Below are 16,234 nucleotides of genomic sequence, written 5' to 3' on the forward strand. Positions count from 1 at the left end.
TCCATCATGAGCCAGGTCCGTCACAACACCGTGCAGATCCAGGGCCAGTCCATCTTCTACCGCGAGGCGGGTGACCCGTCGGCGCCGACTGTTGTTCTGCTGCACGGATTCCCGACGAGCTCGGCGATGTTCCGGAACCTGATCCCGGTTCTCGCCGCCGACTATCACGTGATAGCGCCCGACCATCTGGGCTTCGGGCAGTCCGGGATGCCGAAGGCCGACGAGTTCGACTACACCTTCGACAACCTCACCGCCCTCACCCTCGAACTGCTCGACACCCTCGGCATCGACCGGTTCGCGCTCTACATCCAGGACTACGGCGCGCCCATCGGCTTGCGTATCGCCGCACGCAACCCGCAGCGCGTCAGCGCCCTCATCACCCAGAGTGGCAACGCCTATCTGGAGGGCTTCACACCGTTCTGGGAGCCGCTGTTCGCCCACGCGAACGACCGTGCCGCCCACGAACCGGAGGTGCGCAAGCTGCTCGAGGCCGACGCGACGGAATGGCAGTACACCCACGGCGTTCCGGCCGACCGGTTGTCACTGGTCAGCCCGGACACCTGGACTCTCGACCAGGCCTACCTGGACCGTCCCGGCAACAAGGAGATCCAGCTCGACCTGTTCGCCGACTACAAGAACAACCTCGACGGCTACCCCGAATTCCAGAAGTACTTCGCCGAGCACCGTCCCCCGACGCTCATCGCCTGGGGCGAGCACGACGAGATCTTCGGAGCCGACGGCGCCCGCGCCTACCTGCGCGATCTGCCCGACGCCGAGCTGCACCTGCTCGACGCGGGGCACTTCGCGCTCGAGACGCACGGCCCCGAGATCGCCGCGCTGATCCATGATTTCCTCGGCCGGGTCCTGCGCTGAGCCACCTGCGAACGGCCGGGCACCCGCCCGGCCGTTCGCGCGTGATCGAGTACCCTGAGCGGCGGCTTTCGCGGCCGGCACGGCCGGTCGCCGGTGAAGGGGGATCATGCGCACAGCACTGGCTCGGATCGTCGCCGCGGTCGCGGTGACCTGCTTGTCGACCGTCGGTTGCGCCGACGACTCGTTCCGCGACACCGAACCCGCCGCCGGTGCGCCGACCTCGGACTTCTACACCGCCGACGGCGAAACCCTCCCGGGCGCACGGGGTTCGGTGATCCGCACCCGGTCGCTGCCCGATGCCGTACCGGGTGCCCGCACCGAGCTGATCCTCTACCGCTCGATCGACGCGCACGGGGCGACGGTCGCCGTCTCGGGAACGGTATCGGTGCCGCCGGGGACGCCGCCGGTGGGCGGCTGGCCGCTGATCTCCTTCGCGCCGGGCACCAACGGCGTCGCCGACGTGTGCGCGCCCTCGCGGGCCGACGGTGCGTCACCGACGAAGGACGAGCTGGCCCGCTGGGTCGCCGCCGGGTACGCGGTGGCCCGCACCGACTACCAGGGGCTCGGCACACCCGGCGGCCACGGCTACCTCATCGGGGAAACCGAGCAGCGCGCTGTCGCCGACATCGTCGTCGCGGCAAGGGAATTCAACCGCGATATCGGTGCCCGTTGGGTGGCGATGGGGCATTCTCAGGGTGGGCACGCGGCCCTGTTCGCCGCGAGCGCTTCCAGCGGTTGGGCTCCCGCGGTCGATCTGCTCGGTGCGGTGGCGCTCGCACCCGCGTCCCATCTGGCGGAGCAGGTGCGGATGGCCAAGTGGGCGGTGTCGAATCCGCTCGGCTCGGTCGGGACCGGCGGGCTGGCGGTGTACCTGCCGATGCTGGTTCGTGGCGCGCAGACGGTCACCGAGCTCGACCCGGCCCAGTTCCTCACCGAGCGTGCGGTGTCGATGCTGCCGCTCGCCGACACCGACTGCGCGGCGGCGCTGAGTGAATCGGGCAAATGGGGCGGGCTGTCGGTCAAGGACGTTCTCGAGCGCGATGGTGACCTGTCGGGGTTGCTGCACGTCCTCGACGACAACGACCCGAGCGGGCTGAGCTTCACCGAACCGGTGCTGGTGCTCCAGGGCCGCGACGATCACACCGTTCCGCTGAAGTCGACCGACGCGATGGTGGCCCAACAGCAGATGCGCGGTCAATCGGTGGACTACCGCAAATACGAGGGCGTCGACCACAGCGAGATCATCTCCGCGTCGTTCACCGACGCCCTCGGCTGGGTCGACACCCGCTTCGGCATCACCCGTTGACGCGTACGCCCTCGCATCGACGCGACCTGCCGCCTGGCTGAAGGCGTCTTCGCGCTGTCCCGGCACTGCCGCTGAGTTACGCCCACAGCAGAAGAACCGGGTGTGTCGCGTCGGCAGTCTTTACGCTCGGACCATGGGCGAGCACAAGGGTTTGCGGGTGATTCCGGGCGGGCGCGAGGAGCGACGGGCACGCCCCGAACCGCTGTGGCGCGAGGCCCTCGGCGAACGCCTGCGCACGCTGCGCCAAGAGCAGCGCTCGACACTGGTCGACACCGCGGGCCGCGCGGGCATCTCCCCGCAATACCTCTCCGAGGTGGAACGCGGCCGCAAGGAACCCTCCAGCGAAATGATCGCCGCCCTGGCCGGCGCACTGGGCACCAGCGTGGGCGACCTCGTCGGCCAGGTGGCGGAAATGATGCGCCGCCGCACCGCCGTCGTCGTCGGCGGCGATCGCCGCATCACCGCCCCTGCCCTGCCGCGCACCACGATGATCGCACCCAACGCACTGCTGATGGCGGCGTAGACCCGACCACGCGTAACGGTGGCATAGACGCCTCCGACAGATCAGGTAGGGCGGGACCTTTCGACGGAGCCACGCCCATGAGTATTCATCCGACCCCCCGAACATTATGTGTGGCCGTATGCGGAGCTATCGCAGCAATTGCCCTTGTAGCGGGATGTGGCGGAGGCGGTGAGATCGAACCGACTGCCCAGAACCGGGTTTTCCCAGCCACCCAGGATGCCCCGACCAGTGGATATGCCGCCCCGAGCAGTGAATATGCCGCTCCGACCACTGCGTACACGGCTCCGACTTTGTCGGAGGACCAGAATGACCAGATCTACCTTGCGGTACTGGGGGAGCGGGGAATCACGAGACTGCAGGGCACCAGCGTCAGTCTGATTGCCTTCGGTGAGACCGTGGTCTGCGGTGCGCTCGAAGAAGAAGCCTATCCAACCCTGGCCTTCACTGCGGGCATGGCTCTGGGCGCCCTCGAGTACTTCGACAGCTATGGCGATGCTGCCTATACGATCGGCGCTGCTATCGCCACCTACTGTCCCCAGTTCGAGTACGTGCTCGGTGAGTGACATTGCGGCACTGAGCATTTACCTACCCTGGCAGAGCTTCCGTCCCGACTTTCATCTGCGCGGATAGCCGCGCGCTCAGGGGGTCCGAGTCAGGACGGTCAGTTCGCGGAGCATGTCGACGAGGGCGGTTACCGGCATTTCCGGGTCGATGGCGCGCTGGACGCCGAGGCCGATGCCGAGGGCGAGCATGCGGAGGGCCGCTTCGTCGGCGGGGAGGGGGAGGGCGATGCCGAGTTCGGCGGTCTGGATTTCGATGAGGGAGGCCAGGACGGCGGTGAGGGAGCGGCGGCGTTCTGCCAGTTCGGTGCGGATATCGGGGAGGTGGCGGGTGCTGGTGGCGAACTCGACCTCCAGGGCTGTCCAGCCGACATCGCCGATGTTCTCGTCGGCCCAGCGGGCGAAGCCCTCGATCCGTTCGGCCATGGTGCCGGGCCCGAGGACCGCCGCCGACAGCGATTCGGCCCGCTCCACGTGCACCACATCGAGCACGGCGAGGCCGAGTTCGTGTTTGGTGGCGAAATTCGAGTAGACCGCGCCCTTGGAGAAGCCGGCCTCGGCGGCGACCTTCTCCAGGGAGGTCACGTTGTAGCCGTCGGCCAGGAACAGGCGTTTGGCGGTCTCGACGAGACTTTCGCGCGTCCGTGCGTGGGACTCTTTGCGCGTCAACCTGGCCATATGCGGCAGTTTAGCAAAAAGGGGTACCGAAAGAATTCGAATACCGTTAGTATCTGGAATATGAGCACTCGACGTGGCCTCGCCATCGGTTGCGGAGGCGTCCTCGGCTTCGCCTGGACCGCCGTCGCCCTCGACGCGGTCGAACGCGCACTGGACTGGGATGCCCGATCGGCCGATGTGCTGATCGGGACGTCGGCCGGGGCGGAGATCGTGGCCGCCCTCGGTTCCGGCCGCACACCCGCCGATCTCCTGGCCGCCCTCGACGCCGAGCCCGGCGCCGACCCGGTACTCGCGGCGCACATCGCCGTGGACCCCGGCAAGTTCCCGCCCAGGCCCGGTATCGGCCTGCCGAACCTGGGCCTGATCGGTGCCGGCCTCCGCGCGGGCTCGGCCTACAGCGCCCTGGCCGGGCTGCTGCCACGCGGGCGCGGTGACGCGAGCTGGCTCCGCTCGTTCGGCCGGTCTCTCGCCAACGCCGACGGCTGGGTGGATCACCCCGCGACCTGGTTGGTGGCCGCCGATGCCGCGACCGGGCAACGGATCACCCTCGGGGCCAACAGGTTCGATGCCGATTCGCCGCATCGGTCCGCCGATGGCTCACCCGTCGACCTCGGCGACGCGATCGCCGCATCCTGGGCGATCCCCGGCTGGTTTCCGCCGGTGCGGATCGGTGGCCGGGACTATGTCGACGGCGGCGCGATCTCCTCGGTCTCGGCCGACCTGCTGCTCCCACTCGACCTGGACGAAGTCGTGGTGATCGCCCCGATGACCTCCGCGGGCGGTGCCCCGGCCACCGGCTTCGACCGCATCGAACGCCTCCTGCGCGCCCAGATGACTCGCGGCCTCGACCACGAGGTGAAGCTCCTGCGCGACAACGGCGTTCGCGTGATCCGCGTCGAACCGGGCCCCGCCGAATTGGCCGCGATGGGCCCCAACTTCATGGATTCCCGCCGCCGCCTGGCGACCCTCGCCGCCGCCCGCGCCAATGCCCACGCCCGCGTGCACGAAGCACTGCGCACCGCGAGTCTCGCGCGATGAGCGGTAACTCGCAGATCAGAGCACGCACTCGGTGCGCGGCAGGCCCCGGCCGCCGGAAGGCACCCGGTCATCTGCGGGTCGCGGCCACCGGCGTGTGGCACCCAGCCCATGAGCCCATGCGCACCACGCGCGCACAGCGACCCGAGATTCTGTGAAGAAGGAGAGCCGGATGACTCAGCACCATGAGGTGATCGTGATCGGGGCGGGGGTGTCCGGGGTCGGTGCCGCCATCAAATTGCGGGAGGCGGGCGTCGACGACGTCGTGATCATCGAGAAGGCCGAGACGTTCGGCGGGACATGGCGGGCCAACACCTATCCGGGGTGCGCGTGTGATGTGCCGTCGGGGTTGTACTCGTTCTCGTTCGCGCCGAACCCGGAGTGGTCGCGGCTGTTCGCGACCCAGCCGGAGATCCTCGCCTACGTCGACCGGGTGGCCCGTGATCACGGACTGGACGAGCGCACCCGCTTCGGGGTGACGATGACCCGCGCCCAGTGGGACGCGGCGGCCGAACTGTGGCGCCTCGACACCACCTCGGGCGAGTTCACGGCGCGTTTCGTCGTGTCGGCGGCGGGCCCGTGGAACGAACCACGTTTCCCTGACATCACCGGCCTGGACGAGTTCGAGGGTGAGGTCTTCCATTCGGCGCGCTGGAATCACGACTATGACCTGCGCGGGAAGCGGGTGGCGGTGATCGGAACCGGCGCGTCGGCGGTGCAGTTCGTGCCGCAGATCCAGCCCGAGGTCGCCGCGCTGCACCTGTTCCAGCGCACCGCGCAGTGGGTGCTGCCGAAGCCGGACCATCCGGTGCCGGAGTTCGAGAAGCGGGTGATGCGCCGTGTCCCGTTCGCGCACAGGGCCTTACGCGGCATCGAATACGCGATGATGGAGGGCCTCGGGGTGGCCTTCCGGCATCCGCGCCCGCTCATGCAGGTGGTGCAGGGGATCGGGTCGGCGTATCTGCGTGCGGTGGTGCGTGATCCCGCGTTGCGGGCCAAGCTCACCCCGGACTACCTGCTCGGCTGTAAACGAATCCTTTTCTCCAACAACTACCTCCAGTCGCTCGTCAAGGCCAATGTCGCGGTCCACGCCACCGCGGTCACCGAGATCCGGGGCAACACGGTGATCGGCGCCGACGGCAGCAGCGCTGAGGTGGACGCGATCATCCTCGGCACCGGTTTCCACATCCTGGACTCTCCGCTGGGCGAGATCGTGCGCGACGACGACGGTCGCTCCCTGGCCGACCACTGGAAGGGTTCGCCCGAGGCCTACCTCGGCACCATCACCACCGGTTTCCCCAATCTGTTCTCCATCCTCGGCCCGAGCCTGGGTACCGGCCACTCCTCGGCGTTCGCCGTCCTGGAAGCACAGATCAGCTTCGTGGTCTCGGCCCTCACCCGCGCCCGCCGCGAGGGCTGGCCGGTACTGGATGTGCGACCGGACGTGCAGGCCCGGTATGTCGACGAGGTACAGGCCGCACTCGGGGGCACTGTCTACAACTCCGGTGGCTGCCGCAGCTACTACCTGGACGTGAACGGGCGCAACAGCTTCAGCTGGCCGTGGTCGACCGGGGCACTGACGAGCCGGGTCAGTTCGTTCGATCCCTCCGATTTCACCGTCACCGAGAGCAAGGTGCTGTCATGAGCTATCCGAAAATCGAACTCGACGGCGCGCTCGTCGCCATCACCGGCGCGGCACGAGGCATCGGCCTGTCCACCGCGCGTGCCTTCGTGGCGGCGGGTGCGCGGGTGGCGCTCGGCGACCTCGACGAGGCGCTGGTCGTACAGGCCGCGGCCGAATTCGGCGACCGGGCCATGGGGCACGCGCTCGATGTCACCGACAAGGATTCATACGCACGGTTCCTCGACGCCGCCGCCGAGTGGCACGGTGGCCCGCTCGATGTCCTGGTCAACAACGCGGGAGTCATGCCCAACGCGCCGTTCCTCGAGCAGTCCGACCGCATCGACCGGCTCACCATGGACGTCAACGTCTACGGTGTCATCCACGGCATGCGGCTGGCGCTACCCGCCATGGTGGAACGCGGCTACGGACACGTGGTGAACGTGGCATCGCTGGCGGGCAAGTTCCCGCTCAAGGGGCTGGCGGTGTACAACGCGAGCAAGTTCGCGGTGGTCGGGCTCAGTGCGGCGACCCGGCTCGAGATGGACGGCACCGGGGTGAGCGTGAGCACCGTCCTGCCCTCGGCCGTGCGCACCGAACTCAGCTCCGGCATCGACGTGGGCATCCTGCCGACGGTCGAGCCCGAAGACATCGCCGCCGCCGTGGTCCGCACGGTGAAGACCCGGGCCGCCGAGACGTCGGTCCCGTCGTACGCCGGTGTCGCCGCGAACGCCGCAACGCTGCTGCCGGAATCGCTGATCCGGTTGGTGCGCAAGGCCGCCCACGACGACGCCGCGATCAACCGGGTCGACGACGACGTGCGCCGGGTCTACCTCGATCGCATCGAGAAGCAGTAGCGCACGGCTCACTGCCGTTCGTGCAGAACCTGGTCGACCAGCCCGTACTCGAGGGCTGTGTCAGCGGTGAAGACGCGGTCGCGGTCGGTGTCGCGGCGCAGGGTCTCCGGGCTCTGACCGGTGTGCTTGGACAGGATCGCCTCGATCGCCGCCCGCATGCGCACGATCTCGTCGGCCTGCAGGATCAGATCGGGAATCGTGCCCTGGCCGCGAGTCGCGGGCTGGTGCAACACGATTCGGGTGTGCGGGAGCATCGCCCGGTGTCCTGCCTCGCCACCGGCGAGTAGCACCGCACCGACCGCGATGGCCTGACCGACACAGGTGGTGTGCACGGGCGCCTTGATGAAGCGCATGGTGTCGTACACGGCGAGCATGGCCGACAGGTCGCCGCCCTCGCAGTTGATGTAGAGGCTGATCGGTTGGCCGGGACTGTCGGATTCCAGGTGCAGCAGCTGCGCGATGAGCGCGTTGGCGACGCCCGAGTCGATGGGTGTGCCCAGGTAGACGATGCGTTCGCTGAGCAGGTGCGAGTAGATGTCGGTGATGCGTTCCCCACCGCGATGCTGGGAAACCACATTCGGGATCGTGTAACTGGTCATGGCAGCTCCTAGGCCGTGATGCCGATGCGGCGGCGGTTGGGGACGACCTGGTCGAAGGACTCCACGACGTGGTCGATGAAGCCGTACTCGAGGGCCTGGGTGGCGGTGAACCAGCGGTCGTGCAGGGAGTCCTCGTAGACGCGGTCGAACGGCTGGCCGGTGTCCTCGGCGATGAGTCCGAGCACGGTGTCGACGGTGTAGCGCAGGTCGTCGGCCTGCACCTCCACCTCGACGGCGCTGCCGCCGATACCCGCCGAACCCTGGTGCATGAGGACACGGGCGTGCGGCATCGCATACCGCTTACCCGGCGTCCCGGAGGACAGCAGGAATTGTCCTGCGCTGCAAGCCAATCCGAGCGCGAGTGTGGACACCTCGCACGGCACCAGCCGCATCACGTCGCGGATGGCGAGCATCGACGGCACCGAGCCGCCGGGGGAGTGGATCCACAGCGAGATTCCCGCTTCGGGTGCCTGGGCGGCGAGGGTGAGCATCTGGGTGATGAGCAGGGTCCCGTTGTCGTCGTCGAGCGCACCGTCGAGCACGAGAATCCGCCGCCCGAACAACTGCTCACGCATCCGCCAACTGAACATCGGTGCTTTGTCGTCGTGTGCCATGAGTCAACGGTGCCTCGCGCACACCACGATTCGCCGCCGATGCTGCCCCCAGCAGATCTGCTCACAGCAGCGAACACGGCGACACCGGCGTACGGCGGCGTCGCCCCGCGAGTACCGCGAGGTGTTTCAGCGGGTGGCGGAGACTCCGAGGTCTTTCGCACACGCATCCAGGATGTTCCCGAAGACCATCGCGGCGATCGGTGTGGTGAGCCGGGTGATCGTGGCGGCGGCGAACGGGGCTTTCACCTCGCCGACGCTCGTCCAGCGCACCCGTGTTCCGCCCGGTTCCGACGTGAACGTCATCGTCCCGCCGTCGTGCCGGGACGGCGGAAAACTGCGTTCGACGAGGTAGTCGAAGGCGTGCGGCGGGTCGTAGCGGGTGATCCGCTCGGTGAACCGGCCGATCATCCACAGGTGCCGGCGGACCGCGCCGACGCCGTACGGCGCGTCTGTCCCCGGCCGGACCCAACGATTACGTAGCACCCAGAACGAACGCCCGTAATTCCTGGTGTCGGCACACCATTCGAAGACCTGCTCGATCGGCGCCGCGATAAAGCGCTCGGCCGCAATGGTTTCCATCCCGCTTCTCCTTCGAAGATCGACATGGAGGAAATCCCCCCCGCCCCGAATACTACTCGGGGTAGTAGTTCCACCGTAGCGAAATGCGTCGAGCTGGCCGGTGCCGGAAACGGCCGATGGCCCCGATCCGGCGAGATCGGGGCCATCGGGTCCGTGCGCTACTTGGCGTCGAATTCCCGTGCACGCAGCGATCGTTCGATCCCGGCACGACCCTCGGACACCAGGCGGTGCAGGGCGGGCGGGTGGTCACCCGCGAGGAACTCGTCGGCCTCGGCCATCGCTGCCTCGGTGATCGACCAGTGCGGGTACAGGCCGACGACGACGGTCTGGGCCACCTCGCTCGAGCGGCGTTCCCAGACGGCGGGAACCTCGGCGAAGTAGCGGTCGACATACGGGGCGAGCAGCTCGCCCTGACCCGCGGGGGCGAAACCGCCGACGATGGCGCGGGCGGTGATGTTGGGGACCGTGTCGTCGCCCATCACCGTGTTCCAGGCCTGTTCCTTCACCGCCGCCAGCGGGCGGGCCGCGCGGGCGGCGGCGGCCTGGCGCTTGCCCGCCGCGGTCGGGTCGCGGTCCAGTTCGGCGTCGATCACCGGGGACTCGAGCCCGTCGGCGTCGATACGGCCCGCGGCGGCCAGCGCGGTGACGACGCGCCAGCGAAGGTCGGTGTCGACCGTGAGCCCGCCCAGGCCGACCTCCGCCGGATCGCTGTCGAGCAGCCGGGCGAGCACATCGGTGTGGCGGATGTCGAGCCTTGCCCCGGTGAGCGCGTTGACGAACGCCAGCTGATGATCCGAACCCGCCTCGGCGCCGCGAGCCAGTTCCAGCAGCCGATCGGCGAAACCGGGCCAGCCCTCCTGCTCGGCCCACCCGGGCTCCGCGTAGCTCGAGATGGCGGTCGCGGCCTGCATGAGCAACCGCTGCACCACCCCGATCTCGGACTCGGCACCGATCCCGCGCTGCACGAGCGCGACGAAATCGCGGGCCTTCATCTCTGCCTGCCGGGTCATCTCCCAGGCTGCCGACCAGGCCAGCGTGCGCGGCAGGGATTCGGCGATGTCACCGACGCGGTCCACGACCACCGCGAGCGAATCGGGGTCCAGGCGCAGCGAGCAGTAGGTGAGGTCGTCGTCGTTGACCAGCACCAGGGCCCCGCGCGGCACCCCGACCAGCTCCGGCACCTCGGTCCGCGCGGCGGCGTCGAGGTCGAGCTCGACGCGCTTGGCGCGCACCAGCTTTCCGTCGACATCGTCGTAGACACCGATCGCGATCCGGTGCACGCGGTACTCACCCGCACCCGGTGCGGCGCCCTCCTGCACGACAGCGAAACTCGAGAAGGTGCCGTCGGCCGCGACAGTGAAATCGGGCCGCAGGATATTGAGACCGGTGGTCTTGAGCCACTGGGCGCCCCAGTCCGACAGGTCACGTCCCGACGCCTTCTCCAGCGCCGACAGCAGATCGTCGAATGTGGCGTTGCCGTAGGCATGTTCGGCGAAGTAGTCGCGCAGGCCGGCCAGGAACGGCTGCAGCCCGACGTAGGCGACCAGCTGCTTGAGCACCGAGGCGCCCTTGGCGTAGGTGATGCCGTCGAAGTTCACCTCCACCGCGTGCAGGTCGGGGATGTCGGCCGCGATCGGGTGGGTCGAGGGCAGCTGGTCCTGGCGGTAGGCCCAGGACTTCTCCACATTCGCGAAAGTGGTCCAGGCACTGGTGTATTCGGTCGCCTCGGCCTGGCACAGCACCGACGCGAACGTCGCGAACGACTCGTTGAGCCACAGGTCGTCCCACCACTTCATGGTGACCAGGTCGCCGAACCACATGTGCGCCATCTCGTGCAGCACCGTCTCCGCGCGGCGCTCATACGACGCGCGGGTCACCTTGGACCGGAACACGTAGTCCTCGAGGAAGGTGACCGCGCCCGCGTTCTCCATCGCGCCCGCGTTGAACTCCGGCACGAACAGCTGGTCGTACTTGCCGAAGGCGTACGGCACGCCGAAGTTCTTGTGGTAGAAGTCGAAACCCTGCTTGGTCTCGGTGAACAGCCGCTCGTGGTCCATGTGCTCGGCCAGCGAGGCCCGGCAGAACAGGCCGAGGGGGATCTCGCCGTGGCTGTCGGAATAGGTGTCGGTCCAGGTGGCGTAGGGACCGGCGATCATGGCGACCAGGTAGGTGCTCATCCGCGGCGTGGTCGCGAACGTGTGGCGCACGACCGCGCCGATCTCGTGCCGGTCGATATCGGCACCGTTGGAGACGACGACCCAGTCGCTCGGTGCCGTCGCGACGACGTCGAAGGTGGCCTTGAGGTCGGGCTGGTCGAAGCAGGCGAACATCCGCTTGGCGTCGGCGGTCTCGAACTGCGAGTACAGATACACCTTGCCGTCGGCGGGGTCGACGAAGCGGTGCAGGCCCTCACCGGTGTGTGAGTACTCGCAGTCGGCCACCACCACCAGCTCGTTGTTCTCGGCCAGATCCGGCAGCGCGATGCCGGTCTCCTCGGTATACGAACTCACATCGAGATCCCGGCCGTTGAGCACCGCCGACCGCACCCGCGCCGCGACCAGATCGATGAAGGTGCTCGCCCCCGGCTTCGCGGTGAAGGTGACGGTCGTCGTCGAACCGAAGGTGTCCGACACCGCCGAATCCGCCCCGCGCGGCTGATCGGTGAGGTCGAGCTCGATCCGGTAGTTGTCCACGGCCACCACGGCCGCGCGTTCGACCGCCTGGTCGCGGGTGAGATTCGGGGCAGACATTGATCTCCTTCGTCGTCGACGAACACGGCACGCCTCGCGCGCTGCGGCCTCGGCCGCGCGCACATCAGCGTCCACAATGCCACTTGCCGCCGACACCCGCTCACGAGTTTCGGCCCCCTCGGTACAGTGCCTACGGAAAAGTTCGCACCTACCAGGAGGCTCGACGTTGAAGCATGTGCACGCCGGGAAAGTCCGTGACCTCTACGAGGACGGCGATACCCTGCTGCTCGTCGCGTCGGATCGTGTCTCGGTCTACGACGTGGTGCTGCCGACGCCGATCCCCGGCAAGGGCGCGCTGCTGACCCAGCTGTCGAACTGGTGGTTCGAGTACTTCACCGACATTCCCAACCACGTGGTGTCGGCCACCGATGTGCCCGCCGAGTTCGCCGGTCGCGGTATCCGGGTGAAGCCGCTGAAGATGCTGCAGGTCGAGTGCATCGCGCGCGGGTACCTGACCGGGTCGGGGCTCAAGGAGTACCAGCAGTCGGGCACGGTCTCCGGTATCGCGCTGCCCGCCGGCCTGCGCGACGGCGACAAACTGCCCGAGCCCATCTTCACCCCCTCCACCAAGGCCGCCGAGGGGCACGACGAGGCGATCAGCTTCGCCGACGTGGTGAACCAGGAGGGCCGCGAAGTCGCCGAGAAACTGCGTGACCTGACCCTCGAGATCTACACGCGTGGTGCCGAGCACGCGGCGAATGCCGGGGTGATCGTCGCCGACACGAAGGTCGAATTCGGCTGGGACGGTGAGGTTCTCACTCTCGGTGACGAGGTGCTCACCTCCGACTCCTCGCGCTTCTGGCCCGCCGACGAATGGGAGCCCGGCCGACCCCAGCGCTCCTTCGACAAGCAGTTCGTCCGCGACTGGTCCACCTCCACCGGCTGGAACAAGGAATACCCCGGTCCGGAAATCCCCGCCGACGTGGTCGAGGCGACCCGGCGCAAGTACGAAGAAGCCTACGAGCGCATCACCGGTGCCAGCTGGACGGGTGCCCGGGGATAGTCTTCGCCGCGCTCGTCAGTGCACGGGTGCGGCAACACCTTTCACCGCGCAGATGTGGTCCATCTGCGCGTTTCCCCACTCGCCGAGGCTCACCAGCGCGGCGTTGAGCGACACCCCGCGCTCGGTGAGGGAGTACTCCACTTTCGGTGGGACCTGCGGGTAGATCTCACGGCTGATGATGCCGTCGTGCTCCAGCTCACGCAGCTGCTGGATCAGCATCTTCTCGGTGACACCGGGGACGAGGCGTTTCAGGTCGCCGAAGCGCTGGGTGCCGGTGGACAGGGCCCACAGGATCAGGGCCTTCCATTTGCCGCCCACCACGTCGAGGGCGGCATCGATGCCGCACGAATACGGATGCTGTCGCTGCTTCATCTCCGCCTTACTTACTTTTTTGTAGGTATTGCACTTCACAGTCGGTACTTGTGAAGTCTAGCGCAACAGGCGAATCTGGGAGTGCATCGCCGAACGACGGCGACAACCTTTCGGACTAGGGGAGCAATGAGCAACTCGACTGCGGTACAGCGTGTTTCGGTAATCGGTCTCGGCGCGATGGGTGCCGCGCTCGCGAAGGCGCTGCTGGCGGGTGGCCACGAGGTGACGGTGTGGAACCGCACCGCCGCGCGGGCCGAACCGCTGGTCGCCGAAGGCGCGACGGTGGCGACCACCTCGGCCGAGGCGATGGCGGCCGGGGACCTGGTGATCCTGTGCGTCCTCGACGACGCGGCGGTGCGTGAGCACGTGGAGCCCGCCGCCGAGCAGTTGCGCGGCCGCGTGCTGGTGAACCTGACGACAACCACCCCGGAACAGGGCCGCTCGCTCGGCCGCTGGGCCGAGGCCAACGGCGTGGAGCTCATCGACGGCGGCATCATGGCGGTGCCGTCGATGATCGGCGGGCCCGCGGCCTTCCTGCTCTACAGCGGTATCACCGCCGCGTTCGACCGGTTCCGGCATGTCCTGGATCTGTTCGGGCGCGCCGAATGGGTCGGTACGGACTACGGTGCCGCGGCCATGTACGACCTGGCGATCCTCGGCGGCATGTACTCGATGTTCGCCGGCTTCCAGCAGGGCGGGAAGATGGTGCGCACCACCGGTGGTTCGGCCGCCCACCTGGCCACCCTGATGGGTCCGTTCCTGCAGGCGATGGCCGGGATGTTCGCTCAATACGCACCCGGCATCGACGACCCGGCGAGCTACGTTCCCGAGCAGAGCGCCGAATTCACCGCGGGCGCGCTCACCACCATCAACACCGCCGCGGACGAGGCGGGTACGCCTTCGGAGTTGCTTCAGGTGCTCCTCAAGACGGTGCCCGGCATCTGAGCCGAGTGCGCGGTCCGATCGTGCGAAAGTTCCGCGATCGGACCGCGCTGTGTGCCCGGCAATCGGGGGCCGGGGTCAGGCGTTCACCAATTCGGCTGCGAGGAGTTCGTCGACGAAGCCCTCGGCCCGCGCGTCGAACGCGGCGTAGTGCGCGGCCCGTGCGTCCCCCGCGATGGCATCGCCGATCACCAGATTGCCTTCGGCGTCGATGGATTGGGGCTGGTCCTCGGCGTCGGGCAGCAGGCCGACGCGGGAGTCGGCGAAACCGCTGTAGTACGCCAGGCCCTCGCTGAGCTGGGCCTCCAGTAGCTGCTGCATGCCGGGAACGATCGCGTCGCCCGCGGTGGCGCCCGCCAGACCCAGCCACAGGATGCGTTTGCCCGCCAGCTTCGGCTTGCTGCGGCCGTAGGCGAAACCGTAGTTCCAGACGCTGTCGATCCAGCCCTTGAGCATGGCGGGAACGCTCTGCCAGTACACGGGGAACACGACGACGATCACGTCGGCGGCCTGCACCCGGCGCATGTGCGCTTCGGTGGTCGCCGAGTACACCTTGTCGCGATTGCCCCACTCGGGCTGGTCGGCGACGGTCATCCGGGGGTCGAAGTTCTCGCGGTGCAGGTCGAGGAAATCGATCGCGTACCCGGCGGCGGTGAGCCGGGCGACCGCGCGGTCGGCGACATGGGCCGACAGCGAATCGGCGCGGTGATGCGACAGGACCACCAGGGCCCGCCGGTCGACCGCCGATTCGCCCGCGCTCGCGGCGTGATCGAGCCCGGTGGGCGCGGGAGGCGTTGCGGTGCGAGCGGATTCGGGTGTGGCGGAGGGCTGCGACATGGTGACTCCCTGGTCGTCGGTGGTGCGGGCTGGTTGCCCTGTGCTTCGAGTCAACCGCGAATCGCGTGGACGATCTATGGGTGATCATCTCCAGTCGATAGGAATTCGTCTACGCTGGTGGTGTGGATCCGTTGAGTTCGCTGTTGAGCGGCATTCGTGCCGAAGGGTCGGTCGTCACCCACGCCGTGCTGCGGTCGCCGTGGACCATCCGCTTCGCCGACCGGGCGCCCCTGGTCATGGTCACCGTCCTGCGTGGCGGCGGCACCCTCGTGCTCGCCGACGGGTCGTCGACCCGGCTGGTGGCCGGTGACACCGCCGTCGTCCAGGCCTGCGAGCCGTTCCATCTGGCCGATACCCGGGCCACGCTCGACCGCCCGCACATGGGCTACGAGCTGTCGTGTTTCGTGCCCCGCGGTTTCGGTCCGGCCGATCTCGCCTGTGCCACACCGGAACTCGTCGAGACCGCGACCGGCGCGCCCGAGGAGACCTCGCTCGTCGTCGGCGCCTACCGGGCGTCCGGGCGGCGGCACGAGCGTCTGCTGCGCGCGCTGCCACCGGTGATGGTCGTCAGCGACGACCCGGAGGTCTGCGCGTGGCTGGAGCAGTCCGCCGCCGACGCGGTCCGGCTCAGTGCGGGCTCACAGGCATTGATGGACCGGCTCCTGGACTGGGCGTTGGTGTGCACGCTGCGCACCTGGCTTGCGGCACAGCAACATTGCGCGCCCGCCTGGTATCGCGGCATGGCCGACCCGGTCGTCGGGCCGGCGCTCGAGGCCATCCACAACGATCCGTTCCGGCGCTGGACGGTGGCCGATCTCGCGGCCGAGGCGGCGGTGTCGCGGGCTCTGTTCGCGCGCCGGTTCAGTGAGGTGATGGGCGAGACGCCGCTGGCCTATCTCACCGAATGGCGGATGGCCGAGGCCGAGGAACTGCTCGCCGACCCGAATCGCAGCGTCGCCCAGGTGGCGACCACCGTCGGCTACTCCGATGCGTTCGGGTTCAGCGCCGCCTTCAAACGTCTTCGCGGACAGAGTCCTTCGGAATTCCGCTCCACCCTGCGTCGGCCTGCTCTCGCGCGGGCGTGA

The 16,234-nt window shown here is 68.3% G+C and carries 17 protein-coding genes; 10 read left to right on the plus strand and 7 right to left on the minus strand.

Annotated features, from left to right (window positions below):
• Window positions 1–6 precede the first annotated feature (6 nt).
• The 4 genes from ACWEVR_RS19025 (at window position 7) to ACWEVR_RS19040 (ending at window position 3,265) form a co-directional block, all read left to right on the plus strand.
• Complete coding sequence (locus tag ACWEVR_RS19025) at window positions 7–873, plus strand: alpha/beta fold hydrolase (protein ID WP_452468011.1); 867 nt, start codon at window positions 7–9, stop codon at window positions 871–873.
• Between the two features lie 106 nt (window positions 874–979).
• Window positions 980–2,179, plus strand: a complete 1,200-nt coding sequence (locus ACWEVR_RS19030; RefSeq protein WP_452468012.1) for an alpha/beta hydrolase family protein — start codon at window positions 980–982, stop codon at window positions 2,177–2,179.
• A 133-nt stretch (window positions 2,180–2,312) separates the two neighbouring features.
• The gene (locus ACWEVR_RS19035) at window positions 2,313–2,702 is read left to right on the plus strand and encodes a helix-turn-helix domain-containing protein (protein ID WP_452468013.1); all 390 of its coding nucleotides are present in this window, start codon (window positions 2,313–2,315) and stop codon (window positions 2,700–2,702) included.
• 77 nt (window positions 2,703–2,779) lie between these two features.
• Window positions 2,780–3,265 (plus strand): DUF732 domain-containing protein, encoded by a 486-nt coding sequence (locus ACWEVR_RS19040; RefSeq protein ID WP_452468014.1) that lies wholly within the window; start codon window positions 2,780–2,782, stop codon window positions 3,263–3,265.
• A 75-nt stretch (window positions 3,266–3,340) separates the two neighbouring features.
• Here ACWEVR_RS19040 and ACWEVR_RS19045 read toward each other — a convergent pair whose 3' ends face one another.
• On the minus strand, window positions 3,341–3,940 hold the full coding sequence (locus ACWEVR_RS19045; protein WP_452468015.1) for a TetR/AcrR family transcriptional regulator: 600 nt from the start codon (window positions 3,938–3,940) through the stop codon (window positions 3,341–3,343).
• A 60-nt stretch (window positions 3,941–4,000) separates the two neighbouring features.
• Between ACWEVR_RS19045 and ACWEVR_RS19050 the strand changes: the two genes are divergently transcribed.
• The 3 genes from ACWEVR_RS19050 (at window position 4,001) to ACWEVR_RS19060 (ending at window position 7,453) form a co-directional block, all read left to right on the plus strand.
• A complete protein-coding gene (locus tag ACWEVR_RS19050; RefSeq protein ID WP_452468016.1) occupies window positions 4,001–4,978 on the plus strand; it encodes a patatin-like phospholipase family protein in 978 nt (325 codons plus the stop codon).
• 169 nt (window positions 4,979–5,147) lie between these two features.
• Window positions 5,148–6,620 (plus strand): flavin-containing monooxygenase, encoded by a 1,473-nt coding sequence (locus tag ACWEVR_RS19055; RefSeq protein ID WP_452468017.1) that lies wholly within the window; start codon window positions 5,148–5,150, stop codon window positions 6,618–6,620.
• Window positions 6,617–7,453, plus strand: coding sequence for an SDR family oxidoreductase (locus ACWEVR_RS19060; RefSeq protein WP_452468018.1), 837 nt, complete (start codon window positions 6,617–6,619; stop codon window positions 7,451–7,453). The genes ACWEVR_RS19055 and ACWEVR_RS19060 overlap by 4 nt, the downstream gene beginning before the upstream one ends.
• 8 nt (window positions 7,454–7,461) lie before the next feature.
• Here the strand turns inward: ACWEVR_RS19060 and ACWEVR_RS19065 are convergent, their stop codons facing one another.
• From ACWEVR_RS19065 to pepN, 4 genes are all read right to left on the minus strand, one after another.
• Complete coding sequence (locus ACWEVR_RS19065; protein ID WP_452468019.1) at window positions 7,462–8,052, minus strand: ClpP family protease; 591 nt, start codon at window positions 8,050–8,052, stop codon at window positions 7,462–7,464.
• A gap of 8 nt (window positions 8,053–8,060) precedes the next feature.
• A complete protein-coding gene (locus ACWEVR_RS19070; protein ID WP_452468020.1) occupies window positions 8,061–8,666 on the minus strand; it encodes a ClpP family protease in 606 nt (201 codons plus the stop codon).
• Window positions 8,667–8,792: 126 nt separating this feature from the next.
• The gene (locus tag ACWEVR_RS19075; protein WP_452468021.1) at window positions 8,793–9,245 is read right to left on the minus strand and encodes an SRPBCC family protein; all 453 of its coding nucleotides are present in this window, start codon (window positions 9,243–9,245) and stop codon (window positions 8,793–8,795) included.
• Window positions 9,246–9,403: 158 nt separating this feature from the next.
• The gene (gene pepN, locus ACWEVR_RS19080) at window positions 9,404–11,995 is read right to left on the minus strand and encodes an aminopeptidase N (RefSeq protein WP_452468022.1); all 2,592 of its coding nucleotides are present in this window, start codon (window positions 11,993–11,995) and stop codon (window positions 9,404–9,406) included.
• A gap of 166 nt (window positions 11,996–12,161) precedes the next feature.
• Between pepN and ACWEVR_RS19085 the strand changes: the two genes are divergently transcribed.
• Window positions 12,162–12,998: a phosphoribosylaminoimidazolesuccinocarboxamide synthase gene (locus ACWEVR_RS19085; RefSeq protein WP_452468023.1), complete on the plus strand. Its 837-nt coding sequence runs from the start codon at window positions 12,162–12,164 to the stop codon at window positions 12,996–12,998.
• A 15-nt stretch (window positions 12,999–13,013) separates the two neighbouring features.
• Here ACWEVR_RS19085 and ACWEVR_RS19090 read toward each other — a convergent pair whose 3' ends face one another.
• The gene (locus tag ACWEVR_RS19090; protein ID WP_452468024.1) at window positions 13,014–13,370 is read right to left on the minus strand and encodes a winged helix-turn-helix transcriptional regulator; all 357 of its coding nucleotides are present in this window, start codon (window positions 13,368–13,370) and stop codon (window positions 13,014–13,016) included.
• Between the two features lie 126 nt (window positions 13,371–13,496).
• On the opposite strand from ACWEVR_RS19090, the gene ACWEVR_RS19095 reads away from it, so the two are divergent.
• Window positions 13,497–14,315, plus strand: a complete 819-nt coding sequence (locus ACWEVR_RS19095) for an NAD(P)-dependent oxidoreductase (RefSeq protein WP_452468025.1) — start codon at window positions 13,497–13,499, stop codon at window positions 14,313–14,315.
• 75 nt (window positions 14,316–14,390) lie between these two features.
• On the opposite strand, the gene ACWEVR_RS19100 is transcribed toward ACWEVR_RS19095, so the two are convergent.
• Window positions 14,391–15,149 (minus strand): NAD(P)H oxidoreductase, encoded by a 759-nt coding sequence (locus tag ACWEVR_RS19100; protein WP_452468026.1) that lies wholly within the window; start codon window positions 15,147–15,149, stop codon window positions 14,391–14,393.
• 122 nt (window positions 15,150–15,271) lie between these two features.
• Between ACWEVR_RS19100 and ACWEVR_RS19105 the strand changes: the two genes are divergently transcribed.
• Complete coding sequence (locus ACWEVR_RS19105) at window positions 15,272–16,234, plus strand: AraC family transcriptional regulator (protein ID WP_452468027.1); 963 nt, start codon at window positions 15,272–15,274, stop codon at window positions 16,232–16,234.

The organism is Nocardia sp. NPDC003979, from assembly GCF_053605015.1.

Excerpts from the sequence above, each read along its gene's own strand:
- ACWEVR_RS19025 (WP_452468011.1), top strand. The coding sequence starts at position 7 with ATGAGCCAGGTCCGTCACAACACCGTGCAGATCCAGGGCCAGTCCATC.
- ACWEVR_RS19030 (WP_452468012.1), top strand. The coding sequence starts at position 980 with ATGCGCACAGCACTGGCTCGGATCGTCGCCGCGGTCGCGGTGACCTGC.
- ACWEVR_RS19035 (WP_452468013.1), top strand. The coding sequence starts at position 2,313 with ATGGGCGAGCACAAGGGTTTGCGGGTGATTCCGGGCGGGCGCGAGGAG.
- ACWEVR_RS19040 (WP_452468014.1), top strand. The coding sequence starts at position 2,780 with ATGAGTATTCATCCGACCCCCCGAACATTATGTGTGGCCGTATGCGGA.
- ACWEVR_RS19045 (WP_452468015.1), bottom strand. The coding sequence starts at position 3,940 with ATGGCCAGGTTGACGCGCAAAGAGTCCCACGCACGGACGCGCGAAAGT.
- ACWEVR_RS19050 (WP_452468016.1), top strand. The coding sequence starts at position 4,001 with ATGAGCACTCGACGTGGCCTCGCCATCGGTTGCGGAGGCGTCCTCGGC.
- ACWEVR_RS19055 (WP_452468017.1), top strand. The coding sequence starts at position 5,148 with ATGACTCAGCACCATGAGGTGATCGTGATCGGGGCGGGGGTGTCCGGG.
- ACWEVR_RS19060 (WP_452468018.1), top strand. The coding sequence starts at position 6,617 with ATGAGCTATCCGAAAATCGAACTCGACGGCGCGCTCGTCGCCATCACC.
- ACWEVR_RS19065 (WP_452468019.1), bottom strand. The coding sequence starts at position 8,052 with ATGACCAGTTACACGATCCCGAATGTGGTTTCCCAGCATCGCGGTGGG.
- ACWEVR_RS19070 (WP_452468020.1), bottom strand. The coding sequence starts at position 8,666 with ATGGCACACGACGACAAAGCACCGATGTTCAGTTGGCGGATGCGTGAG.
- ACWEVR_RS19075 (WP_452468021.1), bottom strand. The coding sequence starts at position 9,245 with ATGGAAACCATTGCGGCCGAGCGCTTTATCGCGGCGCCGATCGAGCAG.
- pepN (WP_452468022.1), bottom strand. The coding sequence starts at position 11,995 with ATGTCTGCCCCGAATCTCACCCGCGACCAGGCGGTCGAACGCGCGGCC.
- ACWEVR_RS19090 (WP_452468024.1), bottom strand. The coding sequence starts at position 13,370 with ATGAAGCAGCGACAGCATCCGTATTCGTGCGGCATCGATGCCGCCCTC.
- ACWEVR_RS19095 (WP_452468025.1), top strand. The coding sequence starts at position 13,497 with ATGAGCAACTCGACTGCGGTACAGCGTGTTTCGGTAATCGGTCTCGGC.
- ACWEVR_RS19100 (WP_452468026.1), bottom strand. The coding sequence starts at position 15,149 with ATGTCGCAGCCCTCCGCCACACCCGAATCCGCTCGCACCGCAACGCCT.